We start from the raw sequence: 16,427 nt of genomic DNA on the forward strand, positions 1-16,427 counted from the left end.
AGAAGGTGATTACCCAAGTATCTGCGCAGTACCTGCTTTAGTAACGAACAATTGGAAACCGCTGTTACTTCTTGTCCAACGGAAAGAAGTTCGGTTTGACAAGGTAGTGCTGAGTCTTTCCGTCGCGTTCGACTTCAAAGATACCCGCGTCCCACACTACAGTGGAACGCATCTGCCTGCGGACATCGTGTTCGGAAGTCATCTTCAGGCCATTGATCTTCCGAATCACATCCCCGGTCCGAAATGCTTTGGCAAGAAAACTATCTTTGGACAGTTCCGCGATAGTTACTTTTTCATCCTTCACCGCCACCTTCAGCCCCACCTCGGAAAGTTCAAAAAACTTCACTCCTAGGGGATTGTCCAATAGATTCTCTTTGCAGATGATTCCTGCAGCACGAAAGTCTTCTACGGAAGTTTGTAATGAAGTGCCTTTTGCTAAAAGGACAGTATCGTGCAGTTGATTAAAGACTGAATCAGAAAGCCGAATCTTGTAATCTCCGGTAGCAAATGCGAAGGTGCTGACCGGTGGTCCGACGATGCTTGTGATTGAACCATTCACAATCAGAGTCGAATTTATGGTAGATTTCGGGTGCGCAGCAATTCCTAAATCTAAATCGCCATCTACAATTGTAATTGTGTCTATTGCTTGGATTAAGATAAAATTGTTATTGGCAACAACCACAGAACTATGCAGTGAAAAAGGAGTGATAACATGTTGCGGATTTGAAAATATGACAGATCCGGCAAACATGTTTGCTTTAAGCAGATCGCAAGGTAATGAAAAAATCTTGATGTGTTTGCCAGATGGAGATCGCACATAATCATGTGCAAAAAATGTATCGAGACGATCGTTCTTGTATAGTTGCTCTACTGTCGTATTGGTTGAAAACAAATTTGTAAATCTGCCTGCTTTGGATGCTGGCATATATTTTTCCTGACGTTTGCGAATGTCATGAATCACATTGATCGTATGCTTTGCAATCAACACTCGATCAGAATCTTTGCTGGCAAACGTGGCAAGCTCAGTTAGTAAATCTACTTTCAGTTCTTTGGCCCAGAATTCACAGAATGGCAGCACTTCCTTGATTCGTGCGTTTCTTGATTCTGCGAGAGTATTATATAATGAAATAGGTAAAAATCTGTCTTTATTTAAAAGTAGTTGCAGTTTGGAAGTGTTTTCAGTGGTAATATTATAGGTGTACTTATTGTCTTGAAACTTAAGTTCTTTTTTCAGCCAGTCTGCTGTAGGTACCGAAACCAGTGTGACTTCTTGTGCATGAAGCACTAAGTCACATGAGATTACCAAGGCAAATATCAAAAGAAGTCTAGTAATTGTATCATTCCTCACGTGGCACGGAGTGGCTGAGTTCATCGACGGTCATCACCCCCAACGGAGAGCATGGTCCTGGTGGTATTTTTCCTAAGTGTCTGGGCAACTGCTTTAACTTCAGCCATTTGAAACCGCTGTTACTTCTTATCCAACGGAAAGAAGTTCGGTTTGACAAGGTAGTGCTGAGCCTTTCCGTCGCGTTCGACTTCAAAGATACCCGCGTCCCACACTACAGTGGAACGCATCTGCCTGCGGACATCGTGTTCGGAAGTCATCTTCAGGCCATTGATCTTCCGAATCACATCCCCGGTCCGAAATGCTTTGGCAAGAAAACTATCTTTGGACAGTTCCGCGATAGTTACTTTTTCATCCTTCACCGCCACCTTCAGCCCCACCTCGGACAGTTCAAAAAACCGCACGCCTAGGGGATTGGCTTTAACATTATCTTTGTAAAACACTCGATTTTTCAGAAAATGTTCTTTCCCTTCAAGCTTACTTTTACCAGCCAATAGAACTACACTATCATTCCCAGCACGTTCTTCATTCAGGTTAATGTCGCCATCGCCGTTCGCATATATGAAAGACTTTGATGGAGTAAATTGAGGAAAGGAGATGTTCCCATTGCAAATAATCACATTGCCATGAGAATTTCCTTTAGTGATCGTTAAGTCGCCATCAATAATTAATATTGAGTCACTTAAGTTGAATAATATAGTGTGATAATTCTGCATAACAATTGCAGAACCAGCACTAGGATAATCTCTTCGTGGCATATCTATGTAAGTAGCAAGAAAATACAATCCATTCCCATAGCCGCCTTTAGTTTGGTGTGTCAGTGGATTGGACACTAAAAATGCAGTCCTTCTCAAATGAAGATTTAGTTCATCGGGAAATAGAAACTGCTTCAAGCGGTTGCTGTCTTGAATCTTCTGCAACGAGTGCCTTGTGAGCAAATGATCATTAAACCGATGCTGAAAATCAAGCTTATTTTTTTTGTTGTATGCAGTGATTGTGTTGTTAAAGGAATGCATCTGTTGAGTTACCTGATTGGCAATCTCGAACTGCAGTCTTTTATCATTTGTTATGGCAGCGATCTCATTTACCAGATCAAACTGATTATCTGAAATCCAGGCAGAAATGAACGATTCCAGCGATTTGATCCGCGTTTGCCGCATGGCGATTACCTGCGTGACCAACTCTAACTGATTGTTGGATTCGGGTGCAACTGATAATAGCAATTGATCCGCCCCGGGATTATCTTCAGCAAATCGTGGACTGCTAATATGTTCGCTGCTGATCTTTTTGATAAACTCCTGCCGATAGTTGTCAGGCAACGTAGTAATGCTCGATTGCCCATTCAGGTTTGGTTCAATGAAAACACCTACGATCAAAACACACAAGTGCTTTCCAAGCATATCACCCCTCCCGTGGTACGTAATGGCTGGGTTCTTCGACAGTCAGCAGGCCCCAGCGGAGTGCCTGGTCCTGGTAGTAATTTTTCCCAAGTGTCTGTGCCGTAACCGCTTTGGCGAATTCATAACCCAGGTAGAAGGCATGCTCCTGGTCGATGTGGGGGCCTTCTATTGCCATTAAATCGCGAAAAATCGCAAACGGATCGGTGCCACGCAAAAAAACGTGGCGATTCATGATAATTATCTCATTATTTTCCAGGAAGATTCGGTAATTACGGTCGGTCAGACGTTCGGCCAACTGTTTGATCTCCTCTGCCGACGGTGGGAATAAGCGTGGGTCGCGCAGCATCACGAGGTCACCAGTAATATTTTTGGGTATCGTGTGGTGTACGTGGGCCTGGTGCACGAGTTGACGTGCCACATGAAATTCGGCAACGGCACTGCGGCACCAGTTGATCACTTCCGTCAGCAGGACGCTCTGGATCTGCTGTTCCTGACAGAATCCGGCCAGCAAGACATTGATCCCTGCGGAATCGACATCGGTCAATTCGGTGAGATTGCCCACGCCCATCATCATCGGTGCGTGGGGGAATTCCTGCCTGATTTGCAGATAACGCCCCAGGGATGCGGCAAATCCAAAACCGATCGGCTCCAGAATCGGGTCGAGGCGGTGCGAAATTCCTGCCTGATCTAAAAATTCAGCGGTGCGTCGCAAACTATCCAGATCGCTGGGCTGATCCGGAATCGCAACCACTTCGGCACCGTACTGGTCGTGCCAGGCTTGCGCCAGGTGGCAGTTGCTCTGGTTGACACTGAGCACCAATTTAGCCCCACCCTGCAGGGCGAGTTCCACTTCTGTGGGATTGAAACTATCGACTGAAACCTGCATGTCACGCGAACATAACTCTTGTACAACTATACGAATCTCATGCCATGTGGACTGTGGATTGCAGCCCAGATCGATGATATCTGCACCCGATGTGCGGTAATGTTCCGCAATTCGCACGATTTCCGCCACACCCAGGTCGGGTGCGTGGTTGATTTCGGCCAGAATTTCGATGGAGTGGCTGCCATCGATGGCAATTTTTTTTGCCTGAGAACCAAAAAAAGTGGGGATTTCGCGTAAATCTTTTGGCCCACGTCGCACGTTTACCCCAGGTGGCGTGGGAATGGCAGCTAACTCCCCACGACAAAGTCCGGGGATGATAATTTCCGCACATCCATGAGTGGATTTTAATTTCTTGCCGATCCAATCCGTGGTCATCAGTGCTGCCACTGTAATGGGTAGCACCTCAATGTGATATTCAAACGATTGTTGCTGCTTTTGCAGTTCTGCCAACGTGGTACGCAACGACTGCTCTGCTAATTTCCCTGTAACAAAGAGCGTGCGGTGCATCGCGGGCAATTACCTTTTGGCAGGTGGAACCGATGTGGGCACCAACAGGTGCAATTCCTTGATGGCTGTGGCCAGATGTTCCGGTGCACCTGGGTTGTCGACGGTATTGTTTAATTCCCCAGGGTCGGTGCGATGTTCGTACAATTCGCGACCGAGAATTTTGCCCGTTTCCCAGTCGCGCCATTCAGTGTAACGCACATCCGCCGTGCGAATGCTGTAACCCATGGCATCGGGAATGCCTTTTTCCGTGCGATCATAATATGCAGGCCGCGGGTGTTGCGTCAACGCACCTGAACGGTGGGGCTTTTCGGGTTGTTGCAGCAAATGCACCAGCGACTTCCCATCCAGGTCGTTGCGTGCCGGCAAGCCACACATTTCAACCAGGGTAGGAAACAGGTCAATCAATTCCGCCAACGCTTGGGTCTGCTTCCCTTTCCCCTGCCCGCTGGGATCGACGATCAGCAGTGGCACGCGGGCATCCAGTTCGAAGCAGGAAGTTTTCGCCCACAGCCCATGTTCGCCCAACTGGTAACCATGATCGCTAACAAAGACAATAATGGTGGAATCCCGCAGTTTCAGTCGATCCAGTTCCCGAATTACCCGTCCCAGCTGGGCATCCATGTATTCAATATTGGCGAAATAACCCTGACGCATTGCCCGCACATCGTCCTGCGTGAAGGTAAACTGCTTCGGTGGGATGCTCATCAGCTCCCGACTATCATGAAAAGCCCACTCCACAGAATTTTTCGGGCGTGCAGGGTTCAACCTTGGAATGCCACCCACGGGATTGTTTTTCCAGTATTTCGCGGGTGCATTAAAGGGTGCGTGCGGCTTCCAAAAACCCACTGCCAGAAAAAATGGCTGATTTTTAATTTCTGAGAGAACTTTCAACGCTTCATTGGCCACCTGACCATCGTAATAGGCATCGTCTGGCACGTCATAGCGGAAACAATGGCGGGATGTGGCCTGATTCTGCTGATCCAGCAGCAACTTCGGGGCCGGAACGTCTTTACCATGGTTGGCATAGTGCAGAAATTCGTCCGCACTCCAGGACTGGCGGTCACCCTTCACTTCGGTGTGCCAGTTATGAAAAATCTTCCCCACGTTGCGGGTGGTATAGCCCTGCTTTTTGAACCACTCTGGCATGGTAACCACATTGGGATTTTTCACCCGAAAGTGGGTGCCGTTGACCCAGTGGCGAAGCGTGTCTGGTCGTTTGCCAGTGAGAAATGAAGAGCGGGATGGATTGCACACCGCCTGCTGGCAATAGGCGTGCTGGAACAACAACCCTTGTTTGGCGAGTGCATCGATATTGGGAGAATGGGCAGTGGAACCGTAGCACCCCAGTTCCACACGCAGATCGTCGGCAACAATGAAGAGGACGTTTTTCTTCTGTTCCGCACCACGCACGGTGGGGGATAGAAAAACAATTGCTAATAAACAATATGTCAATATTTTCATGTCACGATGCACCGATATCATGTTATTGTGCTTCTGCCATCACCTGCAGTTGAATCAAACTGCGATCCTGTTCTTTTTCCAGATAGGCCCGGCCTTTTTTCACCTGAATGTGGTCCCACGGCAGCAGTTCGGTCATTGGTCGCTGGCGATGGACGTAAAAATCGAAGTTCAGGCCCAGGTCCTGCATCGCATCCCACCAGATCTGTGGGCGAAAACATTCTGACCACGCATCCAGGCGGGCCCCACGTTTCCAGGCCTGGTAAATTAACGGTGAAACCCGGCGGTCGCCACGAGTGAGAATCCCTTCCAGCATGCTGGTTTCGATATCATGCTGCTTGACCCGCACGGTTTTATATCGCACCCGCGATTTCATATACCGCCCCACCCAGTCGAAATATTCGCGGGTCTGCATGCCATTCCACTGATAAGGTGTGTGGGGTTTAGGCACAAAATTAGAAACGCTAGCAGTCACATCGGCGTATCGGTTCCGCACATCCTTGCCAATTTTGGCGATGGTTTCTGCCATGTCGATGATCCCATCCAGATCGACGGTGCGTTCCCCAGGCAGGCCCGCCAGAAAATACAGTTTCACTTTCTGCCAGCCGTTCGCAAATGCCGACCGACAACCTTCGTAGAGGTCGTCATTCTTGATTTTTTTGCGAATCTGCTCCCGCATGTCGTCGCGGGCCACTTCCGGTGCCAGCGTCAGCCCGGCTTTGCGGATTCCTTTGATCAGCCCGGGCAGCGAACGTAACTGGTGGTTAATCCGCAGGCTGGGCAAAGAAACATTCACTCCCAACGGGGTAAATACTTCCTGCATTCGCGTCACCAATTCTTCAAAGTGGGGGTAATCGCTGCTGGAAAGGCTCAACAGAGAGATTTCGTTGGTGCCTGTATTGCGGTAGCTTTCTAATGCAGCCGCCACAATCGTTTCCACTTTTCGCAGCCTCAGTGGGCGTTTAATCACGGTGGATTGGCAGAATCGGCACTGGTGGGGGCAGCCCCGCATGATTTCAATGGCAATGCGGTCGTGGGGCGTTTGAATATATGGCACCACTGGCCGGGTGGGCAGCGGAATGGCATCCAGATCCTGATCGATGGTGCAGGCAATAATCTCCTGCGGCACATCACTTCGGGTGCGGTGCAGGGCAGCCATGGTGCCATCCTGGTGGTATTCCGGCTGATAAAAAACCGGTGCATAGGCCCACGGCACCGTGCCCACGATTTCGGCCAGCATTTCCAGACGACGACGATAGCTCAGGTCGCCCGCGCGGATCGCCTGTTCTTTCAAAGAAACCCACTTCTCCATTACATAGGGCAGCGATTCTTCACCATCGCCAATCACAAACAGATCCACGTAATCGGCCAGCGTTTCTGGATTCTGGGCTCCTGGCCCACCGGCAATAATCAGCGGATCGAGCACGCTGCGTTCCTTGGCCCAGATCGGAATCCGCCCCAGGTGCAGCATGGTAATGATGTTGGAATAGCTGACTTCGTACTGCAAGCTGAAGCCCACCAGATCGAATTCGTTCAATGGGGTGAACGTTTCCAGCGAATACAACGGCAGGTGGTGCTCGGTCAGGCACTGTTCCCAGTCGATCCAGGGCGTAAAGACCCGTTCGCACGCCCATTGTGGGTCGGCATTCAGAAGGCTATACAGCACCTGCAGACCGTGGTGGCTCATGCCCAGGGTGTAGGCATCCGGAAACGCCAGGCACAGTTTGCCCCGCACCTGGGAATGGTCTTTCACCACGCTGTTCACTTCCCCACCCATATATTGTGCGGGAGTGTTCACACGTGGCAGTAAACGAAAGACTTCTTGTCGTAGCGAACGATTCATCAACCCACCCTGTCATTCATGTTCAACATCGGTTTATTTTAGGGAACATCACCCCACCGATGGCAGGAAGGAGAAAAAATCCAGCAAAGGGATTAAATAGTTGCAATGTCTCTGGGACGAACTATTGAATGATTTCGAGATCTGCAACTGGAGCTTTCGGACGAAGCTTTCTCATGTTATTGTCTTTCTGTCCAATTAATTGGAAAACTGCCAGAATTTTCAGCCCTTCAATCGGCTTTTCAGATTCACTTGGATTTGTTCCCAGGGTACCACATCATTTGGGTTCGCGTCAACTTCAGCGGCACGCTTTTGAAGTTCTTCACGTTGATTTGGTGTCAGCAGTGATTCGCTGGATTCTGAAGCAATGCTGTTCCATATCTCCAGTACCAATTCAATCCGTTGCTCCTTGCTCAACTGGTCAATTCCCAAAGATTGCAAAGTAGGTGACACAGCGACTCCTTATTTTCAGAAAATCATTCTGGTAGCTCATTATATCAGAAGGCTCATTCTGAAACTGCTGAGAACTTGTCTGAACCTGCCTGCGCTTTTATTTCCATTTATCTGCCCCCACTGGCCGGAAGCCAGTGCCATTTTGCCAAAAGAAACGTTTTCCTAACGTGGGCTTGTTTTCAGGCGAACCATCCTAAAATAATAGTGTCTTTAGGTAATTACTTTGGCCTCGTAGCTCAGTTGGATAGAGCAGCGGATTTCTAATCCGCGGGTCGCGTGTTCGAATCACGCCGGGGCTATCGGAGTGCTCGCATCTCACCAGAACCCATTCAAATTGCCCCAAAAAAATTGCAATCACCAGGAGAAACTTTCATGGAAAACTTCAGTTTTCACAACCCAGTTAAAATTCTGTTCGGTAAAGGCCAGATTGCCAATATCGGTGCTGAAATCCCCACCAACGCCCGCGTTTTGGTGACTTACGGCTTTGGCAGCATCAAGAAAAATGGCGTTTACAATCAGACGATGCAGGCATTGAACGGTTTTACCGTTTTCGAATACGGTGGGATCGAACCAAATCCACGTTACGAAACTTTAATGCCCGCCGTGGAACTTGCCCGCAAGGAAAAAGTAGATTTTCTGCTGGCTGTTGGCGGGGGCTCCGTGCTGGATGGCACCAAGTTCATTGCGGCTGCCATTCCTTTTACTGGCGACTGCTGGGATATTCTTGCCAAGGCTGCGCCAGTAGAAGCTGCTACCCCGTTAGGTGCCATTCTGACGCTGCCCGCAACCGGCTCCGAAATGAATACCTTTTCGGTGGTCAGTCGACATGAAACCCAGGAAAAACTGGCTTTCAGCAGTCCACTGGTTTACCCGCGTTTTTCGGTGCTCGATCCCGAAACCACATTTACGCTGGACGCACGCCAGATTGGCAATGGCGTGGTGGATGCGTTTGTGCACACCGTGGAACAATATCTGACCTTTCCGGCCAATGCACCCCTGCAGGATCGGATGGCCGAAAGTATTCTGCAAACACTGATCGAAGTGGGCCCGAGAACACTGGCAGAACCCACGAATTACGACCACCGTGCCAATATGATGTGGACAGCAACCATGGCACTGAACGGGCTGATTGGTGTGGGTGTGCCCCAGGACTGGGCGACGCACATGATTGGCCACGAATTGACCGCGTTGCACGATATCGACCACGCCCGCACGCTGGCAATTGTGCTGCCCAGTTTGCTTTCCGTCAAGCGCAACGAAAAACGAGCCAAACTGTTACAGTATGGCGAACGGGTTTGGAATGTGGATTCCGGCACCACCGACGAGCGGATTGACCGCACAATTGAGTGCACCCGACGATTCTTTGAATCGATGGGTGTCCCCACACGATTGGGTGCGTACGGTCTGGGCCAGGAAACCGCAGCCAAAGTGGCAGAACGTCTGCAGGCACGTGGTGTCATTGAGCTGGGCGAACGGAAAGACATCAGCCCCCAGGTGGTAGAAAAAATCCTGCTGACTTCGATCTAACTTGTATCACTATTGCACATTGTTTTCTCATCCTTCTATCAACCATTTCATAGCGTGAATTAAATTTCACTTAATATTACATTCCAGTAGATTGAAATTTATTCCCACATTTTGAGAAAAATCTGCAGAAAACTCTCCAGGACCGTATCTGGAAATCACCAGTAGTGACAGTTAAAACATGGTTTGATCGTTATTTTGCGAAAAAATCCAAAATACCTTGATTTGCTGTAAGTTGCTATCAGTCATCAACTTACGCAAACCAGGTGCCTGAAAAATTTTGCCAGATCTGCAACAAAATTGAATCTGTTCAGAAGCACATGGATATATTAAATGTGTGCATGGAATTAATTTCATGCTTACAATATGGATTCGCCTGTTCCTGATCGCACCTGGGCCGCTTAACTGATAGAACAGGGACAATTACTTTATACGAGGGCTTTCCAATGGTTCGTATTGGCTTAGTGGGCATTGGCTTCATGGGATGGATACATTACCTGGGCTATCGACATGTACGCGATGCCCAGCTGGTGGCTTTGTGCAGCAAAGATCCGAAAAAGCGTGCGGGAGACTGGACAGGCATCCGTGGCAACTTTGGCCCACCTGGAGAACAGGTTGATCTGTCCGGTGTTCGCACCTACGAAACACTGGATGAGATGCTTGCCGATCCCAACATCGACATGGTGGATATCTGCAATCCTACGGGCTCTCACCCCGAGACTGCCATCAAGGCGATGCAAGCTGGCAAGCACGTGCTGGTGGAAAAAGCCATCGCGTTGACTGCGGAAGATGCTGATCGCATGCTGGCAGTGGCGAAAGAAACCGGCAAACTGCTGATGGTGGCCCACGTGCTGCCATTTATGCCCGAATTTCGCTTTGCTGCGGAAGCGGTGCAGGATGGTCGCTACGGCAAACTGCTGGCGGGGCACTTCACGCGGGTAATTTCCAAACCAGACTGGTCTGCCGATATTGCCGATGCAGGTCAAACAGGTGGCCCGGCAATCGATCTGCACATTCACGATACCCACTTCATTGGCTTATTGTGCGGTAAACCAACATCGGTGCAGGCCACGGGCGTTGTTGAGAATGGTCTGGTGGTGCACCTGACCACCGCGTACAATTTTGGCGGCAATGGGCCGGCCATCACCTGCACCTCCGGCTGGTTGTGCCAGGGTGGCAGGCCGTTTGTGCATGGTTTTGAACTGTTCTTTGAACAGGCAACCTTGAAGTTCGATTCCGAATGCTGCCCACTGAAACTGATTACGTCGAAAGGTGCTGAAACAGTGACACTGGCAGTCAGTGATGATCCTTCGTTTGCGTTCGGGCAGGAAGTGCAGATGGCTGTGGCTGGCATTCAACAGAACCAAACACCCCACTGGCTCAGTGGGCAACTGGCCCGCGATGCCCTGGTAATGTGCTACCGCGAATGCGACTCTGTTCTGCAAAAGAAAGAAATCACTTTGTAACCGCTTGGGAAATATTGGCCAGCAAATTGTTTGACAGCAAACAGCCGAAAGTGTACAAAAGCAGACCGGAAAGAAATATTCCGGTTTGTTCAATTTCAGGAGCCCAAATGGCAGAGAAAGAGACCAACAACAGCGGCCTTGCCTTTGCAGTAGCGCAATGGAAGGACGCATATATTCTGCAATGCAGAGTTTCTATTCTAACTTTTGACATGAATGCTTCTTTCATCAATTATCTGTCCTACTTATTGCTTGGGGCGTGATGCATAGGCAATAGACGAAATACCTAGTTTGGGGAAATGCTATGAGTGAAGAATTAACGCCAATCATGGCTCCAGACCAAGTCCTCAATCCAAATGATCCGGGTGACGCAACACGCCGCCGCTTTCGTTATCAGGACGTGCGGGCAACTTGTTACATCCTCGCTCTATTCGACGAAGACGAGGCGATCATCGAGATTATTTGCGAACAGCAGGAAGACATTCTCGTTAAGCGCATGAATGGCCGATTCAAGGGTGTACAGATCAAGACGAGGGAAGACGGCGCCATGCCCTTCAAGTCGGGCGATGAAGAAATCATGAAGTCGCTGCAACGGTTCATCGAGGAAGAACGTGACTTTCCGGGCCAGTTCGAGGAATTCGTCCTCGGCTGCAATTGTGGCTTCTGGCAAGAAAAAAAGAACAGAAGCAACCTTCCACACCTGTTAGATTTGGCTAGAGGGAAGACTTGGGAAGACGCCCCTAAGCCAGTCCTCGATTTCATCAAGAAGCTATGTCCGGCACCTAATACACCGAAACCAAATAAGTCCAAGAAAAGTGCAGCATCGCCCTGTTCAGCGGGTGCTACGAGTCCATCATCGGCAACTCAGCAACAGTCAATGGTACAACCAAAGGAAACTCACGAAGTGATGCTCGATAGAGCGTTCTCAGTTTTCCAAAAGGTTGCGGTTACCACAACACCGTCCCTGACGGAAATGACCGCCCCGGTGATCAGCCTTCTGGCAACACTGGAATGCGTGGGCAAGAACCAGTCCTATGACGATCTGAACTCAATAGCCGAGGCCCTTATCTCCGAAGTTGCAACAGCCTCCTCTATGACTCACGCCTCATTCAAAAAGCACTACTTCGAAATCTGCATTGACCCCGAGAAAGCCAAAGCCGACAGTATCCTGTTGGCAAAGCGATTCGACAGAGCCAGAGCCGAAGAGGTCATCCGCCGCGCGTTCCGGGCCAAGACCCCACTCGCAGACGGGACTACATTCGCCGCCGACAAGCTTCCCGTAGGTACTCGGACCCAGCAAGCCAAGATGACTGCTGGTGGCATCGTTATCGACGACATAGAGGAGGCTGTGCAGCAGAGGCAGGCCGCAGAGTATGTGTTGTCCTCCTGGATCAACAAATTCGGCGTCAGCAAGGCGAACGCCCAGTACCAAGACCTGAGATCCGCGGTATTGACAGAGGCGAACGAGGCCAAAAGGCAGGCCGCCGAAGCCCAGCCTGGGGCACAATACGGAGCCGCGATGCTGATGCTGGTAAAGGGGCGAGTACGTCAACTGCACCAAGATAGCGGCAACGCACTCCACGGAGTCAGATACGACCAGCTACTCGGGATCGCCGGCATCATGACAGAGGAGTGCCCGTTGTGGTGGAGCCAGAGATTCGACCTCCACGTGGAGGCGGCATCATGACGTTGTTCCAAATCTTGGCCGACCTCGAAGAGAACGACGACCTCCATTTATCTCGACTCCTGATCCTGCTACGAGCCTTCGCCGAAAAGAGCAAGAAGGGCACCATCGAAGGACTGACGAAGCTCGCCAAACTTGATTTCCTGCTTCGCTATCCGGTCTACCTGGAGCGGGCATTGCAAGCACGCAAGCAGGCCAACCCGAACGAGACAATCAAGCCGGTCGAGGAGGCAGCCGTTCAAGATCACGAACGGCACAGCGTAGAGTCCGCGATGGTGCGGTTCAAGTACGGCCCGTGGGACCATCGTTACCGACGATTTCTAAACCTGCTCGTTGCCCACGGCTTAGCCACGATTACTCTTCAAGGCCGCACGTACCACATTGGACTGACCGAGCCAGGTATAGCCAAGGCGGACGAGCTTGCTGAGCGAGAAGAAAACGCGGACATCCTCGCCCGCACGCGGGTGGTCAAGCGTCGCTTCGACATAGGCGGTACGACGCTGAAGAACTTCATCTACGACACCTTTCCTGAGATCGTCTCACTTCGGCTGGGACAGGAGATCCGCCATGAAAATTAGGCTAATTTCACTCACTCTACTGTGCCGTCGAGGGCAGGAAACTATCGACTTCAGCCCGCAGGTTAGTTTTTACCACGGCAAGCTGAGTGCAGGCAAATCAACCATCGCGAGGTTGATCGACTATTGCCTCGGTGCTAAAGAAATCGAACGCACTACGGCGATCAAGAAGGAACTGCTGTCGGTCGAATTGTTGGCACTGGTCGGCAGATACGTCGCTCGCTTCGAGCGAACGGTGGAGGGGGTTGCGACCGTCCAGGTGACGTGGACGGACGAGAAAGGGAAAGAGTTCGGGGCGTTGGCTCCGCTCCAACAGCCAGACAACGCAGCCCCTCTGGTAGAAGGCGAGTCTGTGTTCACTTTCAGCGACCTCATGTTTTACCTGTTCGGGATGCAACCACTGCGGGTAAAGAAGAGCAATTACGACGAAGAATCGGAGTTGATACGACTCAGCATCCGGGACATCCTGTGGTATTGTTACCTCGATCAGAACAAACTCGACCACTCGTTCTTCCGACTGCATGAAATCTTCGTGCAGACCAAGAGCAGGTACGCGATCCGCTACATTCTTGGCTACTACACAGAACGACTGGAAGAACTCCAGCGGCAACTGAAAGTTGCCATCACCAACCGTACCAGCAAGCTTGCCGCTGCGAAGCAGATACGCGAATTCCTTCAGGAAGTAGGGTATGAGACTGAGATGGATGTTGAAGCTGACATCACAGAAACCACCCGCCAGTTCGAGGGAGCCAAACGGCACCAAGCCGAACTCCAGGCTACGTACCATGCCGAGACCCATTTCGCGGATACTTTGAGAAATCGCCTGCGGGACCAAAGTGCACAACTTGGCATGGAGGAGCAGGCCCTTGCAGACCTCAAGGTGCGGTTGAGCGAGTTCGAGTTATTGAAGGGTGAACTCTTGACTGCACGTCACAAACTATCACGAGCCGCCACAGCTGCTACTGTCCTATCCGACGTTGCGTTCGAGAGCTGCCCACAATGCGGAACCAAGGTGACTTCGGCCCCTGACCCAAGCTGTTGCAACCTATGCGGAAAAGCCACTCCCAAGGACGACGAAGCTCGGGCCACCATTGTGCAAGCCTTACGTCGTGATCTCGACAGCCGACTGAAGGAGATTGATGACACTTTGGGTCGCACGAAGAGGAGTATCCGAAAGCAAGAACATTATGTCGCGACAGTGCGAGCGGACAAACATAGTCTCGACTCACAACTGAATGAGGAACTCTCTAAATACGACTCTCCCTTCATCGCTGCGACACGCGAGGCCGACCGACGCACCGCAATGCTCGAAGAGCGGTTAAGCGGTCTAGAAAGATTCCGAAAGTTACCCGCCACTATCGCGAGCCTGGAACGTGAGGCAGACACTTTGGTAGCCGAGGCAGAGAGATTGCGAAGGCAAATCCAAGAGGAACACGCTGGGCTCATCAGTGCCAACCGACTGGTCGGTGAACTCGAAGGTGAATACCTGCGTCTGCTCCTCGCTGTGGGTGTGCCCGGAGTCAACCAGGGCGACGTTGTGCGGATTAACCGCAAGACGTGGATTCCCGATATCCTTGAGGGTGGAGAGGACGGACAGTCCTGGAACTTCTACGGCGCTGGTAGCAATGGCAAGAAGACCCTTCTGAATGTCTGTTACGCTCTGGCCGTCCACATAGTAGCTGAAGCCCATGATCGTCCGCTTCCGACGTTCTTACTGATCGACCACGTCACGAAGTGCATCTCGCCCGACGTGAACCGAAGCGTCATTGAGGCATTATTCCGGGAGATATACAGCCTCGTTCTGGGTCCCCTGAAACGAACCCAGGTCATCCTGATCGATAACGAATTTTTCGCTCCCGAAGGCAGTGGCGTAAACATTGTAGACCGCTACCTGACGCCGGACGACGAGAACCATCCGCCTCTCATAAGTTATTACCGCGGTGCTTGATTAAGTTTCGTCATTATCGTTACTCAGATTACAGCAATTATGATGTCATGATGCACTTGCAGAGAATGGTTCCGCAAAAGAAATTATGAAGTCGGATCAACTTCGCCTGATGGCACGCGAACTGGCAGAAATGATCAAAAAAATGCCCAAGCTGGATTGGACACAACGTGAAAGCGTGCGTGCGGATCTGCGTCGCAAAGTTCGGCGCTTGCTGGCAATGTATGGTTACCTACCGGATCTTTCCGAAGATGCCACCCAGTTGGTGCTGAAACAGGCCGAGTTATCCACCGAAAATGGTGTGGACGATTAAGGGCAGCCGGTGCCCCTCAGAAAAGCTGGGCACAGATTTACTTCTTCCATTTCCCCTGCAGCCCCTCGGTTTCATACAGTCGATCTTCATCCAGAGACATGGGATCGATACTCCAGTGGTTTGCCAGTTCAAACAAATGTTCCAATTGGAACTTGCTGAATTCAAGTTGATCTGGTTCATACCATCGCGGTTCCCCAAACTCTGTAGAAATCCCTAATATTTCTTCTTCATCGCTGGGTACTCCAATATCCAAGAATGTGTTCTCCTGCTTGCCAATCCAGCCGAATGCACGCTCCAATTTTCCTTCTCGAGCCCGAGCCCAGATATATAACTCAACTTCGACCTGGTTGGAAAAGTATTGCACTTCCGAAAAATGGTTGCTCAATTGTTCCATCAATTCTGTCAGTCTGTCAGGTATCATCAATAATGATCTGCCTACCACCAGAATCCAGTCCCCTACTGGTGGGGAGACAAATACCCAGTCCCGATGGGCAGCATCAACACCTTCTTCCCACTCGACTGGTTCGATTTCTGTCAATTGAAATGCGGTTGCCACCGCCTGAATATCCCTGCTTTCGATCGCGAACCAAGTGATATCCTGCCCGAATTGTATTGGCAGCGCTTCTTCTCGATGATAGTAGGGAATGTAGAGAAATCCCGTGCAGAGAGAGAATAAGATACTGTTCGCTAATTCTTCAGGGTTGTAGGTGTATTCAGGCTGTTGGTCGACTGTGGGTGCCGCTGGCTCTTCAGCAAGCCTGTTTTTTCGTTCTAATAAAAGTTCTTCCGCAGCTTCAAGTGCTTCCAAGGACCAGTGTTTCTCAGGTTCCGTTGAGACAATTTTCTGCAGGTGGGCAGTGGATTTATCTGCTAAGTGTGCTTTGATGGTGTCGATCAGATCCCGATTCACGCTGTAACCGATTGTTGGGGACGCATGTTATTTCTGTATCGATGCAATCACACAAGGGAAGTACTTGGTTGTAAGCAGGCATCAAATGTCTGGTCCACGGACTGGCAAAAAGATAAATCCACCT

General features: G+C 50.4%; 13 protein-coding genes, 1 tRNA gene and 1 pseudogene. 8 read left to right on the forward strand and 7 right to left on the reverse strand.

Annotated features, from left to right (window positions below; genetic code table 11):
* Window positions 1-64: 64 nt before the first annotated feature.
* From R3B84_00155 to R3B84_00180, 6 genes are all read right to left on the reverse strand, one after another.
* Complete coding sequence (locus R3B84_00155) at window positions 65-1,285, reverse strand: hypothetical protein (GenBank protein ID MEZ6138957.1); 1,221 nt, start codon at window positions 1,283-1,285, stop codon at window positions 65-67.
* Window positions 1,286-1,467: 182 nt separating this feature from the next.
* On the reverse strand, window positions 1,468-2,745 hold the full coding sequence (locus tag R3B84_00160; GenBank protein MEZ6138958.1) for a hypothetical protein: 1,278 nt from the start codon (window positions 2,743-2,745) through the stop codon (window positions 1,468-1,470).
* A 1-nt stretch (window position 2,746) separates the two neighbouring features.
* A complete protein-coding gene (locus R3B84_00165; protein ID MEZ6138959.1) occupies window positions 2,747-4,138 on the reverse strand; it encodes a DUF6513 domain-containing protein in 1,392 nt (463 codons plus the stop codon).
* A gap of 9 nt (window positions 4,139-4,147) precedes the next feature.
* Window positions 4,148-5,599, reverse strand: coding sequence for a sulfatase (locus R3B84_00170; protein MEZ6138960.1), 1,452 nt, complete (start codon window positions 5,597-5,599; stop codon window positions 4,148-4,150).
* A gap of 22 nt (window positions 5,600-5,621) precedes the next feature.
* On the reverse strand, window positions 5,622-7,439 hold the full coding sequence (locus R3B84_00175; protein MEZ6138961.1) for a TIGR03960 family B12-binding radical SAM protein: 1,818 nt from the start codon (window positions 7,437-7,439) through the stop codon (window positions 5,622-5,624).
* 219 nt (window positions 7,440-7,658) lie between these two features.
* Window positions 7,659-7,889: an addiction module protein gene (locus R3B84_00180; protein ID MEZ6138962.1), complete on the reverse strand. Its 231-nt coding sequence runs from the start codon at window positions 7,887-7,889 to the stop codon at window positions 7,659-7,661.
* A 225-nt stretch (window positions 7,890-8,114) separates the two neighbouring features.
* Between R3B84_00180 and R3B84_00185 the strand changes: the two genes are divergently transcribed.
* The 8 genes and pseudogenes from R3B84_00185 (at window position 8,115) to R3B84_00220 (ending at window position 15,393) form a co-directional block, all read left to right on the forward strand.
* Window positions 8,115-8,188: transfer RNA gene (locus tag R3B84_00185), tRNA-Arg, on the forward strand.
* Between the two features lie 73 nt (window positions 8,189-8,261).
* Window positions 8,262-9,416 carry an iron-containing alcohol dehydrogenase gene (locus tag R3B84_00190; protein ID MEZ6138963.1) on the forward strand — a complete coding sequence of 385 codons (1,155 nt, stop codon included), beginning with the start codon at window positions 8,262-8,264 and terminating at the stop codon, window positions 9,414-9,416.
* A gap of 443 nt (window positions 9,417-9,859) precedes the next feature.
* Window positions 9,860-10,879, forward strand: coding sequence for a Gfo/Idh/MocA family oxidoreductase (locus R3B84_00195; protein MEZ6138964.1), 1,020 nt, complete (start codon window positions 9,860-9,862; stop codon window positions 10,877-10,879).
* Between the two features lie 107 nt (window positions 10,880-10,986).
* Entirely contained in the window at window positions 10,987-11,139 is a 153-nt protein-coding gene (locus R3B84_00200; protein MEZ6138965.1) for a hypothetical protein, read from the forward strand.
* Between the two features lie 41 nt (window positions 11,140-11,180).
* The gene (locus R3B84_00205) at window positions 11,181-12,563 is read left to right on the forward strand and encodes a dsDNA nuclease domain-containing protein (GenBank protein MEZ6138966.1); all 1,383 of its coding nucleotides are present in this window, start codon (window positions 11,181-11,183) and stop codon (window positions 12,561-12,563) included.
* A complete protein-coding gene (locus R3B84_00210) occupies window positions 12,560-13,138 on the forward strand; it encodes a hypothetical protein (protein MEZ6138967.1) in 579 nt (192 codons plus the stop codon). The genes R3B84_00205 and R3B84_00210 overlap by 4 nt, the downstream gene beginning before the upstream one ends.
* Window positions 13,128-15,083 (forward strand): hypothetical protein, encoded by a 1,956-nt coding sequence (locus R3B84_00215; GenBank protein MEZ6138968.1) that lies wholly within the window; start codon window positions 13,128-13,130, stop codon window positions 15,081-15,083. Before R3B84_00210 ends, R3B84_00215 begins: the two co-directional genes overlap by 11 nt.
* A gap of 61 nt (window positions 15,084-15,144) precedes the next feature.
* A pseudogene (locus R3B84_00220) lies at window positions 15,145-15,393 on the forward strand (DUF3387 domain-containing protein).
* Window positions 15,394-15,430: 37 nt separating this feature from the next.
* On the opposite strand, the gene R3B84_00225 reads toward R3B84_00220, so the two are convergent.
* Window positions 15,431-16,303 (reverse strand): hypothetical protein, encoded by an 873-nt coding sequence (locus tag R3B84_00225; GenBank protein ID MEZ6138969.1) that lies wholly within the window; start codon window positions 16,301-16,303, stop codon window positions 15,431-15,433.
* Window positions 16,304-16,427 lie beyond the last annotated feature (124 nt).

The sequence above is a fragment of the Zavarzinella sp. genome, from assembly GCA_041399155.1.
Classification (GTDB): Bacteria; Planctomycetota; Planctomycetia; order Gemmatales; family Gemmataceae; genus JAWKTI01.

What these genes read in the sequence shown, in the direction of transcription:
- R3B84_00160 (MEZ6138958.1), bottom strand. Translation starts at nt 2,745, where the DNA reads ATGCTTGGAAAGCACTTGTGTGTTTTGATCGTAGGTGTTTTCATTGAA.
- R3B84_00165 (MEZ6138959.1), bottom strand. Translation starts at nt 4,138, where the DNA reads ATGCACCGCACGCTCTTTGTTACAGGGAAATTAGCAGAGCAGTCGTTG.
- R3B84_00170 (MEZ6138960.1), bottom strand. Translation starts at nt 5,599, where the DNA reads ATGAAAATATTGACATATTGTTTATTAGCAATTGTTTTTCTATCCCCC.
- R3B84_00175 (MEZ6138961.1), bottom strand. Translation starts at nt 7,439, where the DNA reads ATGAATCGTTCGCTACGACAAGAAGTCTTTCGTTTACTGCCACGTGTG.
- R3B84_00190 (MEZ6138963.1), top strand. Translation starts at nt 8,262, where the DNA reads ATGGAAAACTTCAGTTTTCACAACCCAGTTAAAATTCTGTTCGGTAAA.
- R3B84_00195 (MEZ6138964.1), top strand. Translation starts at nt 9,860, where the DNA reads ATGGTTCGTATTGGCTTAGTGGGCATTGGCTTCATGGGATGGATACAT.
- R3B84_00200 (MEZ6138965.1), top strand. Translation starts at nt 10,987, where the DNA reads ATGGCAGAGAAAGAGACCAACAACAGCGGCCTTGCCTTTGCAGTAGCG.
- R3B84_00205 (MEZ6138966.1), top strand. Translation starts at nt 11,181, where the DNA reads ATGAGTGAAGAATTAACGCCAATCATGGCTCCAGACCAAGTCCTCAAT.
- R3B84_00210 (MEZ6138967.1), top strand. Translation starts at nt 12,560, where the DNA reads ATGACGTTGTTCCAAATCTTGGCCGACCTCGAAGAGAACGACGACCTC.
- R3B84_00215 (MEZ6138968.1), top strand. Translation starts at nt 13,128, where the DNA reads ATGAAAATTAGGCTAATTTCACTCACTCTACTGTGCCGTCGAGGGCAG.